Source organism: Dactylosporangium fulvum (assembly GCF_025137375.1).
GTDB classification, from domain to species: Bacteria; Actinomycetota; Actinomycetes; order Mycobacteriales; family Micromonosporaceae; genus Dactylosporangium; species Dactylosporangium fulvum.
In genome coordinates this window covers 9,945,935-9,969,183 of record NZ_CP073720.1, presented here as the reverse complement: position 1 = coordinate 9,969,183, position 23,249 = coordinate 9,945,935, and the positions used below count along the sequence as shown (strand labels likewise).

Annotated in this window: 27 protein-coding genes and 1 tRNA gene; 15 read left to right on the top strand and 13 right to left on the bottom strand. The window is 70.1% G+C overall.

Features of this window, described 5'->3' with window-relative positions:
* Positions 1–62: 62 nt before the first annotated feature.
* Positions 63–1,499, top strand: a complete 1,437-nt coding sequence (locus Dfulv_RS45945; protein WP_259860093.1) for a DUF6114 domain-containing protein — start codon at positions 63–65, stop codon at positions 1,497–1,499.
* Positions 1,500–1,630: 131 nt separating this feature from the next.
* Here Dfulv_RS45945 and Dfulv_RS45940 read toward each other — a convergent pair whose 3' ends face one another.
* A complete protein-coding gene (locus tag Dfulv_RS45940; RefSeq protein WP_259860092.1) occupies positions 1,631–3,301 on the bottom strand; it encodes a DUF885 domain-containing protein in 1,671 nt (556 codons plus the stop codon).
* A 133-nt stretch (positions 3,302–3,434) separates the two neighbouring features.
* On the opposite strand from Dfulv_RS45940, the gene Dfulv_RS45935 reads away from it, so the two are divergent.
* Positions 3,435–4,442, top strand: coding sequence for a DMT family transporter (locus Dfulv_RS45935; protein ID WP_259860091.1), 1,008 nt, complete (start codon positions 3,435–3,437; stop codon positions 4,440–4,442).
* Here the strand turns inward: Dfulv_RS45935 and Dfulv_RS45930 are convergent.
* Positions 4,335–5,378 carry a PHP domain-containing protein gene (locus Dfulv_RS45930; protein ID WP_259860090.1) on the bottom strand — a complete coding sequence of 348 codons (1,044 nt, stop codon included), beginning with the start codon at positions 5,376–5,378 and terminating at the stop codon, positions 4,335–4,337. The two genes, Dfulv_RS45935 and Dfulv_RS45930, sit on opposite strands and share 108 nt — an antisense overlap.
* 3 nt (positions 5,379–5,381) lie before the next feature.
* Complete coding sequence (locus tag Dfulv_RS45925) at positions 5,382–5,828, bottom strand: hypothetical protein (RefSeq protein ID WP_259860089.1); 447 nt, start codon at positions 5,826–5,828, stop codon at positions 5,382–5,384.
* Between the two features lie 146 nt (positions 5,829–5,974).
* Here Dfulv_RS45925 and mtnA point away from each other — a divergent pair, with 146 nt between their 5' ends.
* Positions 5,975–6,901 (top strand): S-methyl-5-thioribose-1-phosphate isomerase, encoded by a 927-nt coding sequence (gene mtnA / locus Dfulv_RS45920; protein ID WP_259860088.1) that lies wholly within the window; start codon positions 5,975–5,977, stop codon positions 6,899–6,901.
* A gap of 61 nt (positions 6,902–6,962) precedes the next feature.
* On the opposite strand, the gene Dfulv_RS45915 is transcribed toward mtnA, so the two are convergent.
* Positions 6,963–7,967 carry a prephenate dehydrogenase gene (locus tag Dfulv_RS45915; RefSeq protein ID WP_259860087.1) on the bottom strand — a complete coding sequence of 335 codons (1,005 nt, stop codon included), beginning with the start codon at positions 7,965–7,967 and terminating at the stop codon, positions 6,963–6,965.
* 116 nt (positions 7,968–8,083) lie between these two features.
* Here Dfulv_RS45915 and Dfulv_RS45910 point away from each other — a divergent pair, with 116 nt between their 5' ends.
* The 5 genes from Dfulv_RS45910 (at position 8,084) to Dfulv_RS45890 (ending at position 11,312) form a co-directional block, all read left to right on the top strand.
* Positions 8,084–9,232: a PQQ-like beta-propeller repeat protein gene (locus Dfulv_RS45910; RefSeq protein WP_259860086.1), complete on the top strand. Its 1,149-nt coding sequence runs from the start codon at positions 8,084–8,086 to the stop codon at positions 9,230–9,232.
* A 71-nt stretch (positions 9,233–9,303) separates the two neighbouring features.
* Positions 9,304–9,870: a hypothetical protein gene (locus Dfulv_RS45905; RefSeq protein ID WP_259860085.1), complete on the top strand. Its 567-nt coding sequence runs from the start codon at positions 9,304–9,306 to the stop codon at positions 9,868–9,870.
* A 97-nt stretch (positions 9,871–9,967) separates the two neighbouring features.
* A complete protein-coding gene (locus tag Dfulv_RS45900; RefSeq protein ID WP_259860084.1) occupies positions 9,968–10,135 on the top strand; it encodes a hypothetical protein in 168 nt (55 codons plus the stop codon).
* A gap of 83 nt (positions 10,136–10,218) precedes the next feature.
* On the top strand, positions 10,219–10,737 hold the full coding sequence (locus Dfulv_RS45895) for a tRNA adenosine deaminase-associated protein (RefSeq protein ID WP_259860083.1): 519 nt from the start codon (positions 10,219–10,221) through the stop codon (positions 10,735–10,737).
* Between the two features lie 146 nt (positions 10,738–10,883).
* Positions 10,884–11,312 carry a nucleoside deaminase gene (locus Dfulv_RS45890; RefSeq protein ID WP_259869536.1) on the top strand — a complete coding sequence of 143 codons (429 nt, stop codon included), beginning with the start codon at positions 10,884–10,886 and terminating at the stop codon, positions 11,310–11,312.
* Here the strand turns inward: Dfulv_RS45890 and Dfulv_RS45885 are convergent.
* From Dfulv_RS45885 to Dfulv_RS45870, 4 genes are read right to left on the bottom strand one after another with little or no spacing between them, the layout of a single operon-like run.
* Positions 11,271–11,717 (bottom strand): acyl-CoA thioesterase, encoded by a 447-nt coding sequence (locus tag Dfulv_RS45885; RefSeq protein WP_259860082.1) that lies wholly within the window; start codon positions 11,715–11,717, stop codon positions 11,271–11,273. The two genes, Dfulv_RS45890 and Dfulv_RS45885, sit on opposite strands and share 42 nt — an antisense overlap.
* Before the next feature lie 4 nt (positions 11,718–11,721).
* A complete protein-coding gene (locus Dfulv_RS45880) occupies positions 11,722–12,366 on the bottom strand; it encodes a TetR/AcrR family transcriptional regulator (protein ID WP_259860081.1) in 645 nt (214 codons plus the stop codon).
* Between the two features lie 36 nt (positions 12,367–12,402).
* Positions 12,403–13,524, bottom strand: a complete 1,122-nt coding sequence (locus Dfulv_RS45875) for a sensor histidine kinase (RefSeq protein ID WP_259860080.1) — start codon at positions 13,522–13,524, stop codon at positions 12,403–12,405.
* Positions 13,521–14,177 carry a response regulator transcription factor gene (locus Dfulv_RS45870; RefSeq protein ID WP_259860079.1) on the bottom strand — a complete coding sequence of 219 codons (657 nt, stop codon included), beginning with the start codon at positions 14,175–14,177 and terminating at the stop codon, positions 13,521–13,523. Before Dfulv_RS45870 ends, Dfulv_RS45875 begins: the two co-directional genes overlap by 4 nt.
* An 89-nt stretch (positions 14,178–14,266) precedes the next feature.
* Here Dfulv_RS45870 and Dfulv_RS45865 point away from each other — a divergent pair, with 89 nt between their 5' ends.
* From Dfulv_RS45865 to Dfulv_RS45850, 4 genes are read left to right on the top strand one after another with little or no spacing between them, the layout of a single operon-like run.
* The gene (locus Dfulv_RS45865) at positions 14,267–14,755 is read left to right on the top strand and encodes a hypothetical protein (RefSeq protein WP_259860078.1); all 489 of its coding nucleotides are present in this window, start codon (positions 14,267–14,269) and stop codon (positions 14,753–14,755) included.
* Entirely contained in the window at positions 14,752–15,783 is a 1,032-nt protein-coding gene (locus Dfulv_RS45860; RefSeq protein WP_259860077.1) for a peptidoglycan-binding protein, read from the top strand. Before Dfulv_RS45865 ends, Dfulv_RS45860 begins: the two co-directional genes overlap by 4 nt.
* Positions 15,780–16,430, top strand: a complete 651-nt coding sequence (locus Dfulv_RS45855) for an ABC transporter ATP-binding protein (protein ID WP_259860076.1) — start codon at positions 15,780–15,782, stop codon at positions 16,428–16,430. The genes Dfulv_RS45860 and Dfulv_RS45855 overlap by 4 nt, the downstream gene beginning before the upstream one ends.
* The gene (locus Dfulv_RS45850) at positions 16,427–17,596 is read left to right on the top strand and encodes an ABC transporter permease (protein WP_259860075.1); all 1,170 of its coding nucleotides are present in this window, start codon (positions 16,427–16,429) and stop codon (positions 17,594–17,596) included. Before Dfulv_RS45855 ends, Dfulv_RS45850 begins: the two co-directional genes overlap by 4 nt.
* Before the next feature lie 49 nt (positions 17,597–17,645).
* Here the strand turns inward: Dfulv_RS45850 and deoD are convergent, their stop codons facing one another.
* Positions 17,646–18,353 carry a purine-nucleoside phosphorylase gene (gene deoD, locus Dfulv_RS45845; protein WP_259860074.1) on the bottom strand — a complete coding sequence of 236 codons (708 nt, stop codon included), beginning with the start codon at positions 18,351–18,353 and terminating at the stop codon, positions 17,646–17,648.
* 68 nt (positions 18,354–18,421) lie between these two features.
* Here deoD and Dfulv_RS45840 point away from each other — a divergent pair.
* Both Dfulv_RS45840 and Dfulv_RS45835 read left to right on the top strand, forming a co-directional pair.
* A tRNA-Ser gene (locus Dfulv_RS45840) sits at positions 18,422–18,508 on the top strand.
* Positions 18,509–19,234: 726 nt separating this feature from the next.
* Complete coding sequence (locus Dfulv_RS45835; RefSeq protein ID WP_259860073.1) at positions 19,235–19,711, top strand: DUF6232 family protein; 477 nt, start codon at positions 19,235–19,237, stop codon at positions 19,709–19,711.
* A gap of 180 nt (positions 19,712–19,891) precedes the next feature.
* Here the strand turns inward: Dfulv_RS45835 and Dfulv_RS45830 are convergent, their stop codons facing one another.
* Positions 19,892–20,092, bottom strand: coding sequence for a DUF397 domain-containing protein (locus Dfulv_RS45830; protein ID WP_319805738.1), 201 nt, complete (start codon positions 20,090–20,092; stop codon positions 19,892–19,894).
* Between the two features lie 764 nt (positions 20,093–20,856).
* Here Dfulv_RS45830 and Dfulv_RS48680 point away from each other — a divergent pair.
* On the top strand, positions 20,857–21,174 hold the full coding sequence (locus Dfulv_RS48680; RefSeq protein WP_319805851.1) for a DUF397 domain-containing protein: 318 nt from the start codon (positions 20,857–20,859) through the stop codon (positions 21,172–21,174).
* A gap of 61 nt (positions 21,175–21,235) precedes the next feature.
* Here Dfulv_RS48680 and Dfulv_RS45820 read toward each other — a convergent pair whose 3' ends face one another.
* The 3 genes from Dfulv_RS45820 to Dfulv_RS45810 all read right to left on the bottom strand — a co-directional run bounded on the left by Dfulv_RS45820 (position 21,236) and on the right by Dfulv_RS45810 (position 22,992).
* Positions 21,236–21,421 carry a DUF397 domain-containing protein gene (locus tag Dfulv_RS45820; protein ID WP_259869530.1) on the bottom strand — a complete coding sequence of 62 codons (186 nt, stop codon included), beginning with the start codon at positions 21,419–21,421 and terminating at the stop codon, positions 21,236–21,238.
* Between the two features lie 105 nt (positions 21,422–21,526).
* Positions 21,527–22,402 carry a helix-turn-helix domain-containing protein gene (locus tag Dfulv_RS45815; RefSeq protein ID WP_259860072.1) on the bottom strand — a complete coding sequence of 292 codons (876 nt, stop codon included), beginning with the start codon at positions 22,400–22,402 and terminating at the stop codon, positions 21,527–21,529.
* A 311-nt stretch (positions 22,403–22,713) separates the two neighbouring features.
* Entirely contained in the window at positions 22,714–22,992 is a 279-nt protein-coding gene (locus Dfulv_RS45810) for a hypothetical protein (RefSeq protein WP_259860071.1), read from the bottom strand.
* Between the last annotated feature and the right edge of the window lie 257 nt (positions 22,993–23,249).

Here is a 23,249-nt window from a genome sequence, read left to right as displayed (position 1 = left end):
CCCGGGCCCGCGGGAGGACTCCCCGCGGGCCCCCCGCTTTGTGAGCTATCTGGAGGACGTCCGTGACCACCTCTCACGCCGCGCACGCGAAGTACCGTGCGTCCTTCGGTGGGTGGCGCGCCCAGCGCCCGTTCTGGGGTGGCCTGTTCCTGCTGCTGTCCGGGCTGGAGCTGTTCCTCAGCAGCAACCTGGAACTCGCCCTCGAGGTCCACTTCGGACCGACCGGGTTCCTGTCCTACGTGCTGCCCGCGATGATGCTGCTCGGTGGCCTGCTCACCTGGTTCTCGCCCGGTCAGCGACTGTTCTACGGCATCCTGGGCACCCTCACCGCGCTCTACTCGCTGATCGGGCTCAACCTCGGTGGCTTCTTCCTCGGCACGGTCCTCGGCGTGGTCGGCGGCGGCTTGGCCGTCTCCTGGGCCCCCGCCGAACCATCCGCGCCGGTCGATGACGACACGGTGATCGACGAGCCCGATCCGGAGCCGTACTACCAGGACGCGCAACTCGACGACATCCTGGCCGACGAGCCGCGGCAGCCGTCGGGGGTCCTCACCGACGAACTGCCCACCGCGCAGTACAGCCCTCTGCACCGCGGCAACGAGGGCGGGGCCGGCAGCGCCGACGAGCAGCGCCCGCCGGACGGCTCCGGCGACCTGCCCAAGCGCCGAGGGCTCGGCGGCCTCCTGCTGGCCGTCGCCGTCATCGCCGCGGTCGTCGGGGCCGCACATCAGCCCGGGGAGGCGTACGCCGCCCCGTGCACCGGCCCCAGCGTGAAGACCAGCACCAAACCATCGGGTGGGGCCGCGCCGGACACCACGGCGAGCCCGAGCGCGAGCCCCAGCCCGTCACCCACGAAGACCGAAGAGGAGCGCCCGGGCCTGCTCGACTGGCTCGGGGGCCTCTTCGGCGGCGGTGCGAAGAAGGCGCCCGAAACGCAGGCCATCCCCAGCGAGAGCCCGGCGCCGCCGGCGTCGGGCTCCGCCGCGCCGCAACCGTCCGGCTCCAAGGCGCCGTCGAAGAGCCCGGGCTGCGGCCCGTCGAGCGCCTCGCCGTCGCCGAACAACAAGAAGGCCGAGGTCGCCCCCGGTCAGCCGCACGTCCCCACCGCGCCGTCGATCCTCAGGGCCGACGTGATGACGATGGACGGCCTCACCTACGACGGCGTCGCAGAGCTGACGAAGACGGACGGCAGCAAGGTCAAGGTGCTCGCCTTCAGCATGAAGAAGTCGACCTCGACACCCTTCGAGCTGCGGACCCCGGGCGCACCGAAGCTGCTCCTCACCAAGAGCTCGTCGCTCACGGTCGAGGGCAACGTGAAGTTCTACACGACGCGGTTCTCGGCGAACGTGCTCGGCATCCTGCCGATGACGTTCACCCCGTCGATGCCACCGCCGCCGATCCCGCTGCCCGGCTTCTACACCAAGTGCGACATCGAGCTGGTTTACGTGTCATCGAACGTCCTGACCGCGCCGGCGCTGAACATCGCCTACGCCGGCTAGAGCGTCGGTGGTGGCAGCCGGTGCGTCACCGGGGTTTCCGAGAGGCCGATCGGTGAGGCCACGGACCGCCCGGTCGTCCAGCTCCACCACCGGCGCCGGGCCGAGCCGCCCGGCCAGCGCGCCCATGGGTGCTACAGCCGGGCGAGGGCGGCCCGCAGCGGATCGAGCCCGAGCGAACCGAGGTTGAGCGCGTCGCGGTGAAACGCCTTGAGGTCGAAGTCGGCGCCCTTGCGGGCCCGCGCCTCGTCCCGGGCAGCCAGCCAGGCCCGCTCGCCGAGCTTGTACGACGGGGCCTGGCCGGGCCAGCCGAGATACCGGTTGAGCTCGAACCGCAGGCTCTTCTCCTCGACCCGGCAGTGCGCCCGCAGGAACTCCCAGCCCAGCTCGGGCGTCCACCGCTCGCCGGGGGCGAACCCGAACGGGTTGTCGCGGGGGATCTCCAGCTCCAGGTGCATGCCGATGTCGACGATGACGCGGGTGGCGCGGAACGCCTGCCCGTCGAGCATGCCGAGCTTGTCACCCGGGTCGGAGAGGTAGCCCAGCTCGTCCATCAGCCGCTCGGCGTAGAGCGCCCAGCCCTCGCCGTGCCCGGAGGACCAGGCCAGGATGCGCCGCCACCGGTTCAGCAGCTCGGCCCGGACGTAGGTCTGGCCGATCTGCAGGTGGTGGCCCGGGACACCCTCGTGGTAGACCGTCGTGACCTCGCGCCAGGTCGAGAAGCTGTTGATGCCCTGCGGCACCGCCCACCACATGCGGCCCGGGCGGGAGAAGTCCTCGCTGGGGCCGGTGTAGTAGATGCCGCCGTCGGACGTCGGGGCGAGCATGCACTCGATCGGCTGGACCTGCGGCGGGATGTCGAAGTGCCGGCCGTTGAGCTCCCGCACGGTGGCGTCGGCGAGCTCCTGCATCCAGTCGCGGAACGCCTCCTTGCCGTGGATCGTGCGAGCCGGGTCGGCGTCGAGCGCCGCGACCGCGTCGTCGATGCTGCCGTCGGGGACGATCTTGTCGGCCACGGCGCGCATCTCGGTCTCCAGCCGGGCCAGCTCCTCGAAACCCCACCGGTACGCCTCGTCGAGGTCGACGGTCGCGCCGAGGAAGTAGCGGGACGCCAGCTGGTAGCGCTCGCGGCCGGCGGCCTCCTTCGGCCGGCCCAGCGGGGCCAGCTCGCGGCGCAGGAACTCGCCGGTCGCCACGGTCGCCGCACGCGCCGCCTCGGCGTTGCGGGCCAGGTCGGCGGCGAGCGCCGGGTTGTCCGCGCCGATGCGGGCGGCCAGGTCCGGGTAGAAGTTGTCGCCCTCGAGGTCGGCCCAGACCTCACACTGCTTGGCCACCTCGATGATCTGCTTGGCCGGCGCCACGTTGCCCCGCTGCGCCTCGTGCAGCAGCGTCCGCTGCCACTGGGCGAGCGCCTGCGGCACCGCGGCGAGCCGGGCCGAGATGTTGGCCGCGGCCTGCTCGCCCTCCGTCGGCATGAGGTCGAACGAGCTGCGCACGCCGTGCAGCGGGCTGGAGATCACGTTGACGTCGCTGGTGATGTCACCCGCCTCGAACCGCTCCAGGGCGAGCCCGAGGCGCTCCTGCATGGCCTCCTGGGCGACCCGCTCGGCCTCCGTGGCCGGGGTCTGCGCGTTGAGTTCGGCGAGGGTGCGCCGGTCGAGGTCGGCGAGTGCGGCGAATCCCTCGGGCGACAGGTCGGTCAGCTGGTCGTCGTGGCCGGCCACTCCGACGAAGGTCGCCCCGATCGGGTCGAGGGGCGCCCACTGCTCGACATAGCGGTTGGCGATGTCATCGATAGATCCCACGCGCCGACCCTACGCGACCGGGCGCTCCGCCGCGGTCCGGGCGCAGGCCAATTCCCAACGGGTGGCTTGACCTGCATCTGGAGGTCCGAAATCCGCGCGACGGCGACGCCCCGTGCGGAGCAGAGTAAGGCCCATGTCGAGCCGCACCCCTGACGCTCCGGTGAACCGCTGGTTGCCCGCCTTCCTGGCGGTCGCGCTCATCTGGGGCACCAGCTTCATGTTCATCAAGGACGCACTCGTCGAGCTGGAGCCGGTCTACATCGCCGGCTACCGCGTCGTGCTCGGCGCTCTCACGCTGCTCGGCTACCTGGCCCTGCGCCGCCTGCCGCTGCCCCGGGGCGCCCGGCTGTGGGGCCACCTCTTCGTGTTCTCGCTGTTCGCCACCACCATTCCCTTCACCCTCTTCGGCTACGCCGAGCAGCGCGTGCCGTCGGTCCTGGCCGGCATCTGGAACGGCACCGCACCGCTCACCACGCTGCTGGTGACCCTGATCGCGGTGCGCAGCGAGCGCCCCGGCCGCCGCCAGCTGACCGGCCTGCTCATCGGCTTCGTCGGGGTGCTCGTCGTCCTCGGCGTCTGGGAGGGTGTCGGCGGCAGTTCGCTGACCGGCCAGCTCATGCTCTTCGGCGCGGTCCTCTGTTACGGCATCGCGTTCAACTACACGCGCTGGATCATGAAGCACTTCGACGTGACCCCGCTCCAGCTCTCCATCGGCCAGCTGGTCATGTCGACCCTCCACCTGTTGATCGCCGCCCCGCTGATCGCCGGTGCCCCGCCGAACCCGCTGGGCCACTCGCCCCGCGTGTACCTCGCCGTCGTCGCCCTGGGCGTCTTCGGCACCGGCATCGCCTTCGCCCTGAACTTCCACGTCGTGCGGACCGCGGGCGTGACCACCGGTTCGATGGTCACCTACCTGCCGCCGTTCGTGGCCGCGGTCGCCGGCACCGTCTTCCTCGGCGAGACGCTGACCTGGCACCAGCCGGTGGGCGGGATCGTCGTCCTGGCCGGCGTCGCCGCCTCACAGGGCCTGTTCTCAGTCGTGCGCCGCCGTCCACGCGAGCAGGCCGGCGGCGGGCATCGTGTTGACGATGCGGTCAGCCGGGACGCCGCAGGCGACGGCGCGCGCGCAGCCGTTGGGTAGCCAGTCGAGCTGACCCGGCGCGTGCGCGTCGGTGTCGATCGAGAACCGGCAGCCCATCTCGAGCGCGACCCGCAGCAGCCGCTTCGGCGGGTCGAGCCGCTCCGGCCGCGAGTTGATCTCGATGGCCTTGTCGTGCTCGACCGCCGCGGCGAAGACGTCCGCCGGATCGAACTGGCTCTCGTCCCGGGTGCCGCGGCCGCCGGTGATCAGCCGTCCGGTGCAGTGGCCCAGGATGTCCAGGTGCGGGTTGGCCAGCGCGGTGACCATCCGCTCGGTCATGACCGCGGACTCGTCCTTGAGGTTGCTGTGCACCGAGCCCACCACGACGTCGAGCCGCGCCAGGAGCTCGTCGGTCTGGTCGAGCGACCCGTCGGCGAGGATGTCGACCTCGATGCCGGTCAGGATGCGAAACGACATGCCGAGGCCCTCGAACCCGGCGTTGATCTCGGTGACGACGTCGAGCTGCTCGGCCAGCCGCTCGGCGGACAGCCCCCGCGCCACGGTCAGACGCGGCGAGTGGTCGGTCAGCACGAGGTACTCGTGGCCGAGCTCGGCGGCGGCCAGCGCCATCTCGTCGATCGGCGAACCGCCGTCGGACCAGTCGGAGTGCGCGTGGCAGTCGCCGCGCAGCGCGGCGCGCAGGGCGGCGGTCTCGGCGTCGAGATCCTGACCGGCGGTGGACTCGAGCCGGCGCAGATAGACCGGCTCCTCGCCGTTGAGCGACTCGACCACGCAGCGCGCCGTCACGTCGCCGACGCCCGCCAGTTCGGTCAGTTTGCCGGCGGCGGCGCGGGTGGCGATCTCGCCCTCCGGCAGCTTGGCCAGCGCGGCGGCGGCGCCCCGGAACGCACGGACGCGATAGGTCTTCTCGTGGGCCCGCTCCAGCAGAAACGCGATGCGTCGCAGATCGGCCAGCGGGTCGCGAGCGGTTGGCATGCGTCAGACGCTAGTGCTCCGCGGGCCTTTGTGCGCGACCACGGTCCGGGTGCGGGTCAGCGTGGCGAACGGGTTGGCGAATTGCAGCACCAGCGTGGTGAACTCCGAGCCCGGGCGGCAGCTGATCATCAGCAGCTGGTCGCCGCGCCGCACGTCCCAGAAGGTGCCGCCGAAGACACCGGCGGTGATGATGCCGTCGAGGTGCACACCGGCGTGCCGGCGGCTGAGATCGGGTGCCTCGGACCGGGGCACGATGCGGATGGAGCCGACTGTGGTCAGCGGCACCTGGATCCGCTCGCGACGGGTCCACCAGCGGTCGAGTCCCTGTGGTTCGACGATCAGCGCGGTGTCGGTCACGGTGAGCTGGAGATGTGTCGGGACCTTCATCAACGCGATCAGTCCGGCCGCCATGAGGAAGGGGACTGTCGCGAGCGCCAATACGGTGCTCATGAATCCCGAATGTACGCTCGTCAACGTCAGGCGTCGGGACTTTCACAAAACCGAACGGACGAATTCCCGCGCTTCACCCGGCGCGGCCATCGGGAAACGGACCATTGATGCGCACCATTGACTGGATTGACGATGCCGTTGTCATCGTGGATCAGACCCTCCTGCCCAAGGAGACGGTCTTCCTACGGCTGACGACCGTCGAGCAGCTCGTCGAGGCGATCCAGCGGCTGGCCGTGCGTGGCGCTCCCGCCCTCGGGGTGGCGGGTGCGTTGGGGGTCGCGTTGGCCGCCAGGCAACACGCGGACGACGAGGCGCGGGCTCAGGCCGTACACCTCGTGGAGACCGCACGGCCGACGGCGGTGAACCTGGCCCGCGGCGCGCGACGGGCGGCGGCGTTGTTGCCGTCTTTCGACGCGGTGCTCGAAGAGGCATTGCGCGTGCGGGACGAGGAAATCGCGAGTTCGGCGGAAATGGGGCGGCGGGGCGCCGACCTGGTGCAGGAGTTGTGCGGCCCGGGCGTCCGGCTGCTGACGCATTGCAACACCGGCGGACTGGCGACGGTGGTCGAGGGCACGGCATTGGCGGTGGTGTTCGAGCTGCACCGCCGGGGCGCCCTGGCCGGTGTGATCGCGAGCGAGACCCGGCCGTTGCTCCAGGGCGCGCGGCTGACGACATGGGAGCTGGGCCGGGCCGGCGTGCCGCACCGGCTGGCGGTCGACTCGGCCGGGCCGTTCCTCATGGCCCGGGGCGAGGTCGACGCGGTCATCCTGGGCGCGGACCGGATCTGCGCCAACGGCGACGTGGTGAACAAGGTGGGCAGCTACGCCCACGCGCTGGGCGCGGCGGCGGCCGGCATCCCGTTCATCTGCGTGGCGCCGGAGTCGACCGTCGACCCGGACACCCCGAGCGGCGACAAGGTCGAGATCGAGGACCGCGGCTCGGCCGAGGTGGTCGGCACGACGGCCCCCGAGGGCACGTCGGCCGTGAACCCCGCGTTCGACGTGACCCCGGCGTCGCTGGTGACCGCCATCGTGACCGAGCAGCGCGTCTGGCGCCCCGCCCGTCCTCGCTGATCATGCACTTGTGGTTTGTCGGGCACCACAACTGCAGGATCAACGCAGCAAAGGGAGCGGGTTACGCGGGGCGGACCGCGTGGACGGTCTTGCGGTCGGCCGACACCGACTCGATCCAGCCGCCGACCCGGCCCAGGCGGAGCAGCACGTCCGCCCGGGCCGGCAGGTCGGCGGTCTCGCCCGGCTGTGGCGGCCAGGTCAGCCGGGCGGTGTAGCCGGGCGTCAGCCACGGCGCCAGCGCGCCGATCGGATCCGAACCGTCGAGGATCGCCCGGGCGGCGTTGAGGTCGGCGAGCACGGCGTCGAGGGCGGCCAGCACCGCCGGCGCGTTGCCGCCGCACATCGCCGCGGTCAGTTCGGGCCGGGCCGCGGCGACCCGGGTGCCGTCGCGGAACGAGCCCGCGCCCAGCGTGCCGGCGAGCGGGTCGCTGGCCACCCGCGCCGCCATGGCCGCCGCGACGAGGTGCGGCACGTGCGAGATCGCCGCCACGGCGTGGTCGTGCTCGTCGGCGGTGGCCGGCACGACCCGGGCGCCCAGGCCGGTGACCAGCGCCGCGAGTTCGAGCCAGTCATGGATGCCGGCGCCGTCCTCGGTCAGGCACAGCACCCAGGCGCAGCCCTCGAACAGCCGCGGGTCGGCCGCGGTGAACCCCGACGTCTCCCGGCCGGCCATCGGATGCCCGCCGATGAACGTCGCCAGGGACTGGCCGCCGGTGCGCAGCCGGTCGAGCGCCAGATCGCGGACCGGCCCCTTCACCGAGGTCACGTCGGTGACGACGCCGACGTACGCGAGGGAGGCCAGCTCGTCGAAGACCGTGCCGACCGACGGCAGCGGCACGGCGACGACGGTCAGGTCCGCGTCCCGGACCGCGTCGGCGATCGTGCCGGTGACGTGCCAGCGGGCGTTGGCCGGGGCCTGTGCGGCGGCGGTGCGTGCGGTCGCCCGGGTGGCCGGGTCGGCGTCGTAGCCGCTGACCCGGTGCCCGTGCACCGCGAGCGCACGCAGGACCGATCCGCCGATCAGCCCGAGACCGATGACCGCCACGTTCAACGTCGCATCACGCACTGCGGAACTGTCGCACATCACCGGATCACCCTTTCGGCTCGGGACGCCCCGCCGAACGCCTTAAGTGACCTGATTAGTGCCGATTTCGCCGGTTACAAGCCGTTACGGTGTGCTCCATGCGACTCATCCTGAAAACCGCTCTCTGCGTAGTGGCCGCCGCCACGGCCGCCGCGCTGGCCGGCGCCCAGGTGGCGGGTGCCGCCGTCGTGGAGCGCAGCCCTCTGCGGTCCCCGTCGTTCGACGGAACTGTGTGGTCGGCGGCCTATTTGGGCGACACCGTCTTCGTCGGCGGGTCCTTCAGCAAGGCGATCGTGAGCGGCAAGAGCTATCCGCGGACCCGGCTCGCGGCCTTCAACGCCCGCACCGGAGCCCTGCTCGACTGGGCACCGGCGGCCGACGCCACGGTTCGCGGACTCGCCGCCGTGCGTAACTCTGTGTATGCGGTCGGTGACTTTTCGAAGGTATCTGGGGTGAAGCGGGACTCGATCGCCGAGCTCGACGCGACCACGGGCGCCGTCAGTGCGTTCAGCCACTCGGTCTCCGGCGGCGCGCCGGTCGCCGTCGGGGTCGGCGGTGGCCGGCTCTACGTGGGCGGTCGGTTCACCGCCATCGACGCCACCAAGCGCACCAACCTGGCCGCCTTCGACATCGCGACCGGCGCGCTGGACACCCGCTGGGCACCCACCACCGACAACCGGGTCGAGACGCTGGCCGTGACGGCGAACCGGGTCTATCTCGGCGGCTCGTTCCACAAGACCAACGGCGTCAGCAACACCCTCCGGCTCACCGCCGTCGACCCGGTCAGCGGAACGCTGGACAAGGATTTCCTGCCACGTCCATCGGCGGTGGTCCTGGCTGTGGCCGTCGGCGACGACGGCACCGTCTACGCCGGCATAGGCGGGCAAGGCGGCCGCGCGATCGCGTACACACCCACCGGCAAGGCCCGCTGGACCAGGGTCTTCGACGGCGACGTCCAGGCCGTCGCCACGGTGGGTGGGGTGGCGTACATCGGGGGCCATTTCGACAAGGCCTGCACCACCAGCAACAACGGCGCCAAGGGCGCCTGCACCGACGGCTCGGTGTCCCGGATCAAGCTCGCCGCCGCGGACAAGGACGGCAAGCTGCTCGACTGGGCACCGCAGGCCAACGGGATCGCCGGCGTGCGGGCGCTCGTCGCCGACCCGCGGCTCGGCCTGGTCGTCGCCACCGGGGAGTTCACGACCATCGGCGGCGTGAGTCAGAAGCGCCTCGCCCTGTTCGGATGACATCCGGCAGCCGGTAGTCGCAGGCCGCGGCCCGGTCGTCCCGCTGGGGCGGCCGGGCTAAGCTGCTTTTTGTGGCAGTGAGCGAGTCGCAGTGGAGGGAGCCGGACGCGTCCGGTCCCGCGCCTGCCGGACAGGCGGCACCCGCGACGGCCGGCCAGCCCCGTCCGGTGACGGCCGGCATGCCCGCGCCGGTGGGCGCGGCGCGGCAGTCGTGGCCCGGCGCGATAGGCCCGCCGGTGATCGGACCGCCGCCGCGGATGAGTGCTTCCCGGCCGCCGACACCCGCCGCGCAATACGGTGCCTGGCAGGGTGCCCTGCGCCCGCCCGTGTTCGTGGTGAGCCAGCCCCGGCCCACCTATCGCGAGCCGCTCCCCGTGCGCAGCCCTATGGTCACCGCCGGCGCCGCCGCCGGTGCCGCCTGGATGCTGTTGTTCGGGCTGCTGGCGACCTCGGCCCGGGGGTATATCTGGCTGACGCTCATCGCGGGCATCCTCGCCTGGGGTGCCTCGGCGGCCCTCGCTCGCTTCGGCGACCGGGGTGTCGCGGTCGGCGTGGCGATCGCCAGTGGGGTCGCGGTGGCGATCGCCGGCATTGTCGTCGGCTACCGGATGGCCGGTGGCGACTGGCTGCTCTGGTAGGCACATTCCTGGATGGGCGAGCCACGCTGCGTAGCCGTTTCACGGACTTTGGCGCGTGCTCTTGACGTGGATTGCGGCGAGCATCACGCTCAGCAACATGGCTTTGAGGCTGCAGCGGCTCGACCCCGAGCGGCGTCGCCGGCGGCTCGCGCTGCTGGTCGAGCTTGCGGACGCGAAGGCGCTCCGCGAGCAGTTCCGTCCCCGTCGGCTGCGTGCCGACCGCCTCCGAGAGCTGATCGCAAACCGGCGACGACTCGCCGACTGAACACATCCGGGGCCCTTCGCTGCCAACCGGTGACTCGCTCGAATAGTGTTCACGCGTAACGACGAGCACCGACCGGGGGGACCGTGTCGTATTTCGCTGCCGCTGTCACACGCGGCGCCGAGAGCTGGGCTGCTGCCGAGCTCGATCTCAGTGGTGTCGCCGACCTCGAAGAGGTCACCGATCGCTTGCGCGACGTCGACCCTGAGGCGTCGGTGTCGCTGCTGTTCGTCGAGTCCGACGATGCCTACCTGGCGATCCTGCGCCTCGACGAGGGGGAGGATCTGCGCGTCTTCGGCTCCGACTCGGTGTTCGCCGAGGAGTCGCGCCTGGGCGCCATCCTTCTCGGCGACATCGAGGAGCAGTTGCCGGAGGTCGCCGCGGTCGACGAGGAGTCGTCCGAGGAGGACGAGGAGGAGCGCCCGTCGGCGGAGCCGGACGTCGAGCCGGTCGGCGACCCCGAGCTGCTCGCCGATCTCGGCCTGTCGAGCGGCCGCCTGCTGGAGTTGTGCGCCCAGGAGGGCATGCTCCCGCCCGACCTGACGGCCGAGATCTGCCAGGCCATCGGCGCGGGCGACGAGATCGAGGAACTCCGGGACGTCTGAGCGCGCATCCTCGGGCTGTCCGCAGGATGTCCCCGGATGTGACCGTCGCCGGCGGCTTGCTCCGAGCGCGGGTCGCTGTAGGTGAGCGCCGCAGGGACGGTGTCGGGGCACAGAGGGAGGACCGGGTGCGGCGGTGGGAAGGGGCCATGCGCCGGGCGCTCGACGTGGCGGCCGGCGCCGGGGACGACGTGCCCATCGGAGCGGTCGTCCTCGGGCCCGACGGGCAGGAGCTCGGAGCCGCGCACAACGAGCGGGAGAAGACCGGGGACCCCACCGCCCACGCCGAGCTGCTGGCGCTCCGGCGGGCCGCCCAGCGGCGCGGGGAGTGGCGGCTCGAGGACTGTGTCCTCGTCGTCACCGTCGAGCCCTGCACGATGTGCGCCGGAGCCATCGTGCTGGCCCGCATCGGCACCGTCGTCTTCGGGGCCTGGGAGCCCAAGACGGGTGCCGCCGGCTCGCTGTGGGACGTCATGCGCGACCGGCGGCTCACCCACCGGCCGGAGGTGATCGGCGGGGTGCTGGAGGCCGAGTCCTCAGCGCTGCTGCGCGAGTTCTTCCACCGGCACCGCGAGTAGCTCGCGCGCCGCAGAGCGGGCATCCTCGCTCCACGGTGCCGGCCGCAGCGTCCGCGGGTCGAGCTTCACGTTGACCCGCCGGCCCTCCGCGTGCACCGTCTGCCCGTCGGCGGAGAGGATCCGGAAGCGGTACACCGCGCTGCTCTCGCCGAGGGTCTCGACCCAGAAGTGCACGCCGATCTCGCCCGTGCCGCGCACCGGCGAACGGTATGAGATCGAATACTCCGCGACGGCGTGCATCACGTCGGACGTCGTGGGCCGGCCACCGGCGTAGGAGTGGCCGCGGGAGGCCCACCACTGGGACAGGGCGCGCTCGAGGAAGACGGCGTAGCGCGCGTTGTGGACGATGCCCATGGCGTCGAGGTCGTCGAAGTGGACCTCGAAGGGCTGGACGTGACCGTGCATCGGATCAGACCTCCGGAAGGAGAGACGGTGTCGGGCTCAGGCCGCGGAGCCGCACGAGGGCGGCCGTCCGCGCGTAGGTGAAGACCTCGGCCGCGTCCAGCAGCCGCGACTCGTAGACCGCGGCGGTGCCGTGCGCGTTGAGCTCGAAGGACAGCTGCGCCGGGTGGATGTCGTCGCGCAGCTCGCCGAGCTCGACGGCCTCGACGACCAGCCGCTCCAGCAGCACGTGCCAGGCCTCCAGCGCGCCGGACAGCGCGTCCTGGACGCTGCCGGGCCGTGCGACGAACTCGAACTGCGCGTTGGTGAAGAAACACCCGCCGGGCAGCGCGCCCGACGAGACGTCCGCGAGGCGCGACTCGTGCAGGGCCCACAGTCGCCGGATGCCCCGCGGCGCGTGCAGCGCCGGGCGGACCACCATGTTGGTGAAGCGCTCCTGCGCGTGCGCGACCGCGGCGAGCTGTAGCTCCTCCTTGGTGCGCCAGTGCGCGAAGAGCCCGGACTTGCTCACCCCGAGCCGCTCGGCGAGCTGGCTCAGCGAGAGCCCGTCGAGACCGGATTCGGTGGCGAGGACGACGGCTGCGTCGAGCGCGGCGGCGCGGGACCGCTCGCCGCGGGCGAGCCGGCCGTCGGTGGTGGTGCCGGGGGCCATGCCCAGACCGTACCAACAAAAAGACCGATCGGTCGGTTAGTTTGGTGTGGGTAGGGTCACGGTCACGGTGAGGCCGCCTCCGTCGCGTGGCTGCGCGGCGACCGTCCCGCCGTGCGCCACCGCGACGGACCGCACGATCGACAGCCCGAGCCCCGTCCCCTGCGCCGATCCGGTCCGCGAGCGGAGCCGCCGGAAGGGCTCAAAAAGCCCCGGGATCTCGTACGGCGGAACGACCGGCCCCGTGTTCGAGACCACGAGGGCGGCGTGACCGTCCTCCCGGTGCGTCGAGACCCACACCTGCCCGCCGGGCACGTTGTAGGCGACGGCGTTGTCGACGAGGTTCTGCACGATTCGCTCCAGCAGCACCGGATCGCCCGTCGTGGGCGCGGACCGCAGATCGGCCGACACCTCCCGCCCACCCACCACGTGCCGAGCGACCTCGGCGAGGTCGACCCGGTCGTGCACGGTCAGCGCCTGCTCCGAGGCCACCAGCGTGAGCAGCCCGTCGATCAGCCGCTCGTGCCGTGCGTTGACCGCCAGCAGCGTCTCTCCCAGCTGCACCAGCTCCGGCGGCGGCGCAGGCCGGCCCAGCGCCACCTCGATGAGCGTCCGATTGATCGTCAGCGGCGTGCGCAGCTCGTGCGACGCGTTCGCGGCGAACCGGCGCTGGCCGTCGAAGGCCTGGTCGAGCCGCTCCAGCATGGAGTCGAACGTGTCGGCGAGCTCCTTGATCTCGTCGGCCGGCCCGTCGAGCGCGATCCGCTCGTGCAGGCTGCCGCCGGCGACCCGCCGCGCGGTCTCGGTGATCCGGCCGACCGGGCGCAGCGCCCGCTCCGCCATCAGCCAGCCGAACCCCACGCCGATCACGGTCACCATGCCGAGCGCGATCGCGCCCTGCGTGAGGAGCGCGTGGAGGGTGTCCTGCTCGATCTTCTCCTGCCGGGCCTGCAGGTCCTTCAGGAACTGGTTCACCCGGAGCTGTTGCTCGCCGAGGTTCACCTTGATCTCGGCGGGAAGGTCGGCCACGGTACCGCTGTTGCGCTGGTGGATGTTCTGCTTGACCAGCAGGTACGTGACGCCGAGCAGGATCGTGCCACCGAGGAGGAAGAGCACGCCGTACAGCAGCGTGAGCCTGGTCCGGATGCCGAGGTGCCTCATCGAATCTGGTACCCCACGCCGGCGACGGTCTCGACGACCGGCGGATCGCCGAGTTTGCGGCGCAGCGTCATGATCGTCACCCGCAGCACGTTGGTGAACGGGTCGATGTGCTCGTCCCAGACCCGTTCCAGCAGCTGCTCCGCCGAGACCACGGCACCGTCGGCCCGCAACAGCTCCTCCAGGACGGCGAACTCCTTGCGCGTCAGGGCCACGTAGTGCCCGCCGCGGAACACCTCACGGCGGTTGGGGTCCAGGCGCAGGTCGCCGCGCTCCAGCACCGGCGGCGCCGCGGCCCGCGCCCGCCGGCCCAGCGCCCGCACCCGCGCGACGAGCTCGGCGAACGCGAACGGCTTGCCGAGGTAGTCGTCGGCGCCGAGGGCGAGCCCGCCGACCCGGTCCAGCACCGCCGACGCGGCCGTGAGCATGAGGATCCGCGTCTCCGGCAGCCGGGCGCTGACCTGGCGGCACACCTCGTCGCCGTCCACAGTGGGCAGGTCGCGGTCGAGGATCAGCACGTCGTACTCGTTGACGCCGAGCCGCTCCAGCGCGCCGTCTCCGTCATAGGCCACGTCCACCGCGAACGACTCCCGCCGGAGCCCCTCGGCGACGGCGTCGGCCAGCAACTGTTCGTCTTCGACCACGAGTACCCGCACGTCGTCCATGGTGCCGCCGGCCGGCATAAGGGCGGGATAAGTTCCGCGGCTGACGGGCGCCTTATGCCCGTTGTCCTGCACTGGCGGGCATGAAGAAACTTGTCGTACTGATGTCGCTCCTCCTGCTGGCGGCCTGCTCCTCGTCGCCCGGAGGCCCGTCCGTGGCGACCGCCGGCTCCGCCCCTGCCGGGGCGTCCGCCTCGCCGTCGCTGGACAAGGCCGAGGCGAACCGGCAGTTCGCCAAGTGCATGCGGGAGCACGGCGTCGACGTGCCGGATCCCGGGCCGGACGGCAACCTCCAGATCAACGGCGGCGGCGGTGGTGACCGCTCGAAGGTCCTCGCCGCGGCCGAGGCGTGCCAGCAGTACATGCCGAACGGCGGCGACCTGAAGAACCTCTCGCCGGAGCAGCTGGAGCAGGGCCGCGCGTTCGCCAAGTGCATGCGCGAGCACGGCGTGAACATGCTCGACCCCGACCCGAACACCGGCGTCAGCTCGATCCTCAAGAGCGACATCGACTTCAACAGCCCCGAGTTCAAGGCCGCGGCCGAGGCGTGCAAGGGCACGGTGGGCCGGTGAAGCGGGTCCTCCTCGTGGTGGTGCCGCTGGCGCTGGTCGTCGCGGGCGTGCTCCTCTACCCGCGGGACCCGGCCCCGGTCCGGAACACCTCGGCGCTGTCCACGACGAAGATCACGCGGGGCACGCTCACCGCGACCGAGGACGTCGACGGCACCCTGAACTTCGGCCCGGCGACGACCGTGGTCGGCCGCCTGCCCGGCATGATCACCGGTCTGCCCGGCGAGGGCAGCACCGTGCAGCGTGGCCAGCAGCTCTACCGGGTCGACGGCGGTCCGGTGGTGCTGTGGTACGGCCAGGCGCCGCTGTACCGCGCCCTGCACCCCGGCGACGAGGGCCCCGACGTCGCCACGGTCGAGGCCAACCTGGCCGCCCTCGGCTACAAGGGGTTCACGGCCGACGACACCTACACCTCCGCCACGGCCGAGGCCGTGCGGGACTGGCAGGAGTCGCTCGGCCTGCCGCGCACCGGCACCGTTGAGGTCGGCCGGATCGTCGTGACCCCCTCCGCCGTGCGGATCGGGCAGGTCAAGGCGCACCTCGGCGACAGCGCCACCACCGCCGTCCTCGACTGGACCGGGTCGACCCGCGTGGTCACGGTCAAGCTCGACGTCACCAAGCAGGAACTCGCCACCGTGGGCGACCCGGCGAAGGTCACGCTGCCCAACGACACGGTCGTCGACGGCACGATCACCGCGATCGGCGCCGTCGCCACCGCCCAGCCGGCCACCGGCAACCAGACGACCGTGACCGTCGACGTCACCGTGACGCTCGCCTCCCAGGACAAGCTCGGCACGTACGACGAGGCGCCGGTCGACGTCACGCTCGTGTCCGAGTCGCGGGCCGACGTGCTGACCGTGCCGGTGGCCGCGCTGGTGGCGCTCGCCGAGGGCGGGTACGGGCTGCAGATCGTCGGCGACGGCGGTGCCGTGCGCACGGTCGCGGTCAAGACGGGGCTGTTCGCGGCCGGCCGCGTCGAGGTCTCCGGCCCGGACGTCACCGAGGGCCTGACCGTCGGAGTCGCGGGATGATCACCTTGCGGGACGTGCGGAAGGTGTACGCCGGGGGCGTCACCGCGCTCGACGGCGTCGACCTGGACGTGGACGCCGGTGAGCTGGTCGCGATCGTCGGGCCGTCCGGCTCGGGCAAGTCGACGATGCTGCACCTCATCGGCACCCTCGACCGTGCGTCCAGCGGCACCGTCTCCATCGCCGGGCAGGACGTCGAGGCGTTGAGCGACGCCGGGCTGTCCCGGCTGCGCGCCACCACGATCGGCTTCGTGTTCCAGCAGTTCCACCTGGCGGCGGGAGTCCCGGCGCTGGACAACGTCGCCGACGGGCTGCTCTACGCCGGTGTGCCACGGCCCGAGCGCCGCCGGCGCGCCGCGCAGGCGCTGGAGCGGGTCGGGCTCGGGCATCGCCTCGACCACAAGCCCCACCAGCTCTCCGGCGGCGAGCGGCAGCGCGTCTCGGTGGCCCGGGCCATCATCGGCACACTGCCGCTGCTGCTGGCCGACGAGCCCACGGGCAATCTCGACTCCGCCTCCGGCGGCGCCGTCCTCGAACTGCTGCACGGCCTGCACGACGGCGGTACCACCGTCGTGGTCATCACCCACGACCGTGACATCGCGGCCTCCCTGCCGCGCCGCGTCGAGATGCGCGACGGGAGGATCCGGTGAGGCTGTCCTTCTGGGACGTCGTGCGCGTCGGCGGCGCCGGCCTGCGGACCCGCCCGCTGCGGGTCTTCCTCTCCGCCCTCGGCATCGCGATCGGCATCGCCGCGATGGTGTCCGTCGTCGGGATCTCCACCTCCAGCCGGGCGCAGCTCGACCGGGAACTCGCCGCCCTCGGCACGAACCTGCTCACGGCCGGCCCGGGCAAGTCGTTCTTCGGCGACGACTCCCATCTGCCCGACACCGCGGAGGCGATGGTCGCCCGGATCGGGTCGGTCACCGACGTCTCCGCGACCGGGCGGGTCACGACCGCCCGCGTCTACCGCACCGACCGCATCCCCGACGCCGAGTCCGGCGGGATCGCCGTGCTGGCTGCCCGGCCCGATCTGCCGGCGACCGTGGGCATGACCGTCCGCGACGGCACCTGGCTCACCGCGCCCGACTACCCGACGGTGGTCCTCGGCTCGCGCGCCGCGACCCTGCTGGGCATGGGCGCGGGGGTCGGTCTCAACGTGTGGCTCGGCAACCGGTGGTTCACGGTCGTGGGAATTCTTGATCCGGTACCGCTTGTGCCCGAGCTCGACAGCGCCGCGCTGATCGGCTGGCCGGTGGCCGTCACCGCCCTCGGCTTCGACGGGCACCCGACCACGATCTACAGCCGGGCCCGCGACGACGCCGTCACCGCGGTCGCCGGCGTCCTGGCCGCCGCCGCGAACCCTTCGGCACCGAACGAGGTGCAGGTCTCCCGCCCGTCCGACGCCCTCGCGGCACGGCAGGCCACCGACGAGGCCTTCGTCGGGCTGCTGGTCGGCCTCGGCGCGGTCGCGCTGCTGGTCGGCGGGGTCGGGGTGGCCAACACGATGGTCATCTCGGTGCTCGAACGGCGGCCGGAGATCGGGCTGCGCCGCTCGCTGGGCGCGACCCGCGGGCAGATCCGGGTGCAGTTCCTCGCGGAGTCGCTGCTGCTGTCGGCGCTCGGCGGGCTGGGCGGCATCGGCCTCGGCTCGGCCGTGACGCTGGTCTACGCGTTCTCGCGCGACTGGCCGACGGTGGTGCCCGTGTGGGCCCTGGCCGGCGGTCTGGCGGCGACCCTGGTGATCGGCGCCGTGGCCGGGTTGTACCCGGCGATGCGGGCGGCGCGGTTGTCCCCGACGGAGGCGTTGTCGTCCTGACGGCTTCAGGACAGGGGCCGGTTTCCTGGCCGGCCCCTGTCCAGCCGGGTCAGGCGATGATCGTCTGCAGGGCGATCTCGACCATCTGGCTGAACGTCTGCTCCCGCTCCTGCGCGGTGGTCCGCTCGCCGGTCTTGATGTGGTCGCTGACGGTCAGCAGCGTGAGGGCCTGGGCCCCGAAGCGGGCGGCGATCGTGTAGAGCGCGGCGGACTCCATCTCGACCGCGAGCACCCCGTAGTCGGCGAGCCGGTCGTAGAGGTCCGGCCGGTCCGTGTAGAACGCGTCGGCGGCGAGAATCGGCCCGACCCGCATGGAGATGCCCTTCTCCGCCGCGGCGTCGACGGACCGGCGCAGCAGCTCGAAGTCGGCCACCGGCGCGTAGTCGATCAGGCCGTCGAACCGGGCCCGGTTCATGTTCGAGTCGGTGCTCGACCCGATGGCGGCCACGACGTCACGCAGCTGGAGCGACTCGACGATCGCACCGCAGCTGCCGACGCGGATAAGCTTTTTGACGCCGTAGTCGTTGATCAGCTCATGGGCGTAGATGCTGGCGCTCGGCATTCCCATGCCCGACCCTTGGACGGACACCTCGACGCCGTCGTACGTTCCGGTGAACCCGAGCATGTTCCGAACGGTCGAGTAGCAGCGGGCATCCTTGAGGTACGTTTCGGCGATCCACTTCGCCCGCAGCGGGTCCCCGGGAAGGAGTACCCGCTCGGCGATGTCGCCCGGCTCGGCGCCGATGTGCGTGCTCATGGCCACGATCCTGCCAAACGGTGAGCCCCTGTGTGGATGGGGATGGGGGGTCGGGTAAGGTCTTCGGCGGTGGCGTGTCCGAGTGGCCTAAGGAGCACGCCTCGAAAGCGTGTGAGGGCGCAAGTCCTCCCGGGGTTCGAATCCCCGCGCCACCGCCCAGTCCAGCCGAGCGCCCGGTTTCGTCCCCAAGGACGGCACCGGGCGCTCGTTGTTGTTCCCGGCTTTTGATTCGGCAGCTCGCCGCTTGGCGCGGTCCACGTCGATCCGGTCGCGGCACTGGCCGGATGCCCGCCTGATCTTGATCCCGGCTCGCCGTCCGATCCGACCCGTTCGGCTTGGCGGTGGGCCGGTCGTTGGCCGGCCGGCTTGATGGCTCGGCGATTTTCTGGAATCCCGCCCACCGTCCCGCATCCACCAGTCATGATCGATGGAAACGTTCGGTTGTCCGGGAGCCTGTTGCGCAATTCGGCTCCCTCGCGCGTCAACCCCGACAACCGCGCCGATCTTGGAGTTGTGGTCCTTGACAAATCCGGACAAATTCGGAGGTTCATGGCGCCACAACTCCAAGATCGGCGCGTGGTTGGGCCGCCAACGCTGTCCCAGCGAATTGCGCAACAGGCTCCCGGGTGGCCGGATGTTTCCTTGATCGTGGGCGGGTCCGCTCTCGAGGTCCGGCCCGATGAAATGCGATTGCCCGAGGTTCGGCTCGGGGTGACCCTGGAGTTGGGCACTGAGCAGGGAAGATCACTCAGGGTGCATGGAGTGGCACAGCCGGTTGGCATACGCCAATCTGCGATATGGCATCTTGTGGCCTGGCGATCTGTGACGCGGCTAACTCATACTGAGAAGGGGCCGAAGCGGCGAGGCTAAGGGGGGAACTTATGCCGACCGTCTTCTATCAGGGCCAAGACGTCGTCATCACCGACGACGTCTTCGCCGTCTGGAAACCCGACCCCCAGGTCTACGACCTGGAGGCGTTGGAAGGCGTGCGCGTCGAGCACGACGACAGTCGTCCGGCGCGGTTCGTGTTCCTGGTCGTCGGGACGCTGGTCGCCGTGGGGGCGGTGGCCGGCTGGTCGTTGGTCGACGGGCCCGGTGGCTACCTGGTGGCCGCCGCGGTGATCGCGGTGCCGCCGGTGGCGGGCCGCGCACTGCGCATTCTGGGGCCCGTGACGTGGTCGCTCAAGGCGGTCTATTCGGGCGCCGAAGTGACCTTGTTCGCATCGACCAATGTCATCGTGTTCAACCGGGTTCGCCGGAGCCTGCTGCGCGCGTTCGCGGCCAACGCCGCCAGCGTGGAGCGACTGGAGCGGGCGGGTTATGGCGAGGCTTTCCGGAGGCTCGACCGGACGCTGTGAGTATCGAGGATGATCGCCCGCCATGCGTATGAAGCAGGCGGGCGATCATTCATCTCCGCAGCGTCGTTCAGCGGATCCGTCGCAGGTGGCCGGAAGTCCGCGGCAAGGCGTGCAGAGTAATTGTGATGTTGAGCGCGAGGCTGCAGGGAAGATTATCTCGCGCTCAACCGACAGGGTGAGTTACCGGAAGTCGAAGTTTCCAGCCCTTACGCCGGCAACGAATGCATCCCACTCCGCGTGGTCGAAGGTGAGCACCGGCCCGCTCGGGTTCTTGGAATCACGCACGAGAAGTGAATCTGCGTGCTGGGCGACTTCGACGCAGGCACTCGACCCGCAGAATTCGCTCTTGCGCCACTCCAGGCGCGTGTCCGTTTGTTGCACTTTTGTTCACCCCTTCTGTGTCGGGCCAGCCGCATGCAGCCCGAAGCCTGCCGCTCAGTACCGAGCAGTTCTCTCGCGCGCGCCGCGATCATCTCGGCCGAGCGTTCTTCACTGTTGGCCGCGTCTCACATCCGGTCCCAAAGGTTGCGGTGCTGCTGGATGCGGCCGCGTCGGCCACTTCGGTCTGCGTGAAGCTCCTGGCGTTGCGCGTCACGGATCGCCGGCCGCACTCGTCTGCGTGCTGATGCGGGGGTTTGATCAGGCCGCATGCATGATCCTCACAACCGGTGGATCGCCGCGCTTCAGTGTGATCAGCGAATGGGCAGACATCACTGGTCAATGGCACGGGCCGGGCCCGTAACCCTCGTGATTGCTGTCCGGAGATACCGACCCCGGACGCAAGGTCTGGGAGGTGTTGGAGATCGGGCGTTGCGTGTGATGCGGGCCGCCATGGGGGTCATGCGGCTGTTGCGCAATTCGAATCCCTCGCGCGTCAACCCCGACAACCGCGCTGATCTTGGAGTTGTGGTCCTTGACAAATCTGGACAAATTCGGAGGTTCATGGCGCCACAACTCCAAGATCGGCGCTTAATTGGGCCGCTAACGCTGGCCCAGCGAATTGCGCAACAGGCTCCTCGGGGATGGAAAGCCTTCAGATCTTGCGGCGGTTCGGGCGGTGTGCCCAGGCGCTGAAGAATGCGCGGTTACTTTGCGATGTCAGGCGAATTACTTTCGGCAAGCCGACCGGATCGCTATCGACGAATATGGTCATGCCTGATTTGTACGCATTTATGCGATATGGTGTGCCAACATCGTGTATTCTGCTGCTGCCGCAGGGACGGATCCGTATGCTGGAGATCCAGGTCCGAGGGGAGGAGGGCCCGATGGCCAGTCCTGTCGAACTGCGCTGGCGACGAAGTGCGAAATGTGGGTCAAGCGCATGTGTGGAAGTCGCGACCACCGGAGGTCGCGTTCTCGTTCGCGATGCCAAGAATTCAAGTGGCCCGCATCTGTCGTTCTGTGCAGAGGATTGGAAGGCATTTGTAGCCGAGGTGCGAGCAGGACGCCTCGGTGACAGCTAGGGGGGAGCTGAGCGCGAGAGGTCGTTGCAAACTTCTCGCGCTCACCTCGTTGGTGGGCGAGTTACTGGTTGTCGAAAAGTCCAGCCTTGAGCCCGGTGACGAATACGCCCCATTCACGACGACTGAATTGTAGGACTGCGCTGCCTTGTTCCTTCGAGTCGCGCACGAGGAACGACTCCGGAAGCTCCGCAATCTCTACACAGGCGTTCGTTCCGCAGAAACGGCTGCGTCGCCACTTCTGCGACACCCCGGTGTGCTGCACCCTGTACTCACCCTTCCTGTTTATGTGGTGTTACCCTGTTCTGGGCATGCCCATTTCTCCGCGGTGGACAGATTTCACCCGGGAGAGGCCTTACTGGTCCTTCATGTGCTCGGCAGCGTGTTCCTCGAGCATGCGCAGCGAGGTCGCTTCATCGATTGCATGCTTCCAGAGATTGTCCCAGAGTGAGCGGTGCTCCCCGACCTCCGTGGCATCTTCGATGACCACGTCGGAGACGGAGGCTTCCCGATACAGGACGCCGTGACCGGCGTTCTCCTCCTCCAGGTAAAGCAGTTCGAATGTGCCGATGCCAGGTTGGGGGCTGGTGAACGGGGCGATCCGTACGCTCACCCAACCGTCGTCGACTATCTTGCGAACTTCGGTGAGCTGTCGGCCGAGCATCCTGGCGTCGCCGAGGGTGCGCAACAGGATGGACTGGTCGAGTAGTGCATACATCTGTGGATGGTTCGCCCGCTCCTGGAGTGTGGCCCGGCGGCGCGCCCGCGCCTCGATTCTCGCGTCGATTTCCTTGTTCGTCAGCAGTCCGTCATGAAACTTCATGATCGCGCGCGCGTATTCGGGTGTCTGGAGAAAACCAGGAATCACGACCGAGCAAAAGTGCCGGATGATGGTCGCGTCGGCCTCATAAGCGATCAGCTGTTTGGTGGCCGCGGTGAGCATGTTCTTGAACCGTGCCTCGTCCCACCAGCGGCGCTGTCGTGACACCCGCGCCGATTGGACGAGCGACTCGACCACCGCGCGGTCGCGGATGCCCAGGAATGCCAGCAGGGGGCGCAGATCGTTTTGCGAGATGGTGACCTCGCCGCTCTCGATCCGCATGACCTTGGACAGTGACCATTCCATGGCGTCGGCCACTTCGGTCTGCGTGAAGCTCCTGGCGTTGCGCGCATCGCGGATCGCCAGCCGGACCCGCCGGCGCGCGACCGCGGGCGTCTCACCCGAGCTCATGACGCGTGTGCCCCTCGTCGGACCTTGGTATACGACCAGGTGAGGTATGTCTAGTAGCTGTATCGCAGATTGCAGCTCACCATACTGGCTGGTGGGCGGTTGGGATGGCAAAGCTGGAACGTGTCGCTCCCCGAGTGCCCCATCTGTGGCGGATCATGCCGGACGAACGGAGGCCGTGTTGGGCCGCAGACATTCTGACGCTCAGTCGTGCGAATTGCCACCTGTCCGGAAGCTCTATAGCAGATCGTAACCTACTGTACGGTAGGCCGCCTGCAGGTGAACAGCGCTGCAGGCGACCCTGACCAGCGACTTCATGCGGAAAGGGCGCGGGCTCGCAACTCGTCGCGGTGTTCGAGCGCGCGGATCAACGCTCGCCGTACGTGACCGAATGTGGTTGCATCCGTAGTGCTGAACAGCAGGACGTCGGACCGGCCGTACCGGGCCCGGATCTCCTGGAGCGCCCGGAACCGGCCGCTGTGGCGGACGATGTAGGCGTTATGGAGGTATTCCAGCCGGAACCGGATCTCGCGGGGTCGGAGGATGACGAAGTGTTCACTGGTCACCAGGATGTCCGCACTTCGGTAGAACATCCGCATCTTCCCTCCGTTTTCGGTATTGCGGGAGGGGTCTGGATGCGTAAGGATTACGTCGGGTATCACCGCTGCCCCTCCGCGTAAGCGTCGAGGAGGAAGCGACAAACAGCACCCGGTAGCCGCCGGGTGCTGTTGCGTTTCCACCCCACGGGCCCTGATGGCTCGTACCCATATGGTCGCATGCCGCATCCCGAGGCGCTAGATGACAATCTGCGATATCGCAGGTTGCGGTATTACCAGTGGCGGTCCAGCAG

Coding starts and splice junctions, on each gene's coding strand:
- Dfulv_RS45935 (WP_259860091.1), top strand. CDS start 3,435: ATGTCGAGCCGCACCCCTGACGCTCCGGTGAACCGCTGGTTGCCCGCC.
- Dfulv_RS45930 (WP_259860090.1), bottom strand. CDS start 5,378: ATGCCAACCGCTCGCGACCCGCTGGCCGATCTGCGACGCATCGCGTTT.
- Dfulv_RS45925 (WP_259860089.1), bottom strand. CDS start 5,828: ATGAGCACCGTATTGGCGCTCGCGACAGTCCCCTTCCTCATGGCGGCC.
- Dfulv_RS45910 (WP_259860086.1), top strand. CDS start 8,084: ATGCGACTCATCCTGAAAACCGCTCTCTGCGTAGTGGCCGCCGCCACG.
- Dfulv_RS45900 (WP_259860084.1), top strand. CDS start 9,968: ATGGCTTTGAGGCTGCAGCGGCTCGACCCCGAGCGGCGTCGCCGGCGG.
- Dfulv_RS45890 (WP_259869536.1), top strand. CDS start 10,884: ATGCGCCGGGCGCTCGACGTGGCGGCCGGCGCCGGGGACGACGTGCCC.
- Dfulv_RS45885 (WP_259860082.1), bottom strand. CDS start 11,717: ATGCACGGTCACGTCCAGCCCTTCGAGGTCCACTTCGACGACCTCGAC.
- Dfulv_RS45880 (WP_259860081.1), bottom strand. CDS start 12,366: ATGGCCCCCGGCACCACCACCGACGGCCGGCTCGCCCGCGGCGAGCGG.
- Dfulv_RS45875 (WP_259860080.1), bottom strand. CDS start 13,524: ATGAGGCACCTCGGCATCCGGACCAGGCTCACGCTGCTGTACGGCGTG.
- Dfulv_RS45865 (WP_259860078.1), top strand. CDS start 14,267: ATGAAGAAACTTGTCGTACTGATGTCGCTCCTCCTGCTGGCGGCCTGC.
- Dfulv_RS45855 (WP_259860076.1), top strand. CDS start 15,780: ATGATCACCTTGCGGGACGTGCGGAAGGTGTACGCCGGGGGCGTCACC.
- deoD (WP_259860074.1), bottom strand. CDS start 18,353: ATGAGCACGCACATCGGCGCCGAGCCGGGCGACATCGCCGAGCGGGTA.
- Dfulv_RS45835 (WP_259860073.1), top strand. CDS start 19,235: ATGCCGACCGTCTTCTATCAGGGCCAAGACGTCGTCATCACCGACGAC.
- Dfulv_RS48680 (WP_319805851.1), top strand. CDS start 20,857: ATGGTCATGCCTGATTTGTACGCATTTATGCGATATGGTGTGCCAACA.
- Dfulv_RS45815 (WP_259860072.1), bottom strand. CDS start 22,402: ATGAGCTCGGGTGAGACGCCCGCGGTCGCGCGCCGGCGGGTCCGGCTG.
- Dfulv_RS45810 (WP_259860071.1), bottom strand. CDS start 22,992: ATGTTCTACCGAAGTGCGGACATCCTGGTGACCAGTGAACACTTCGTC.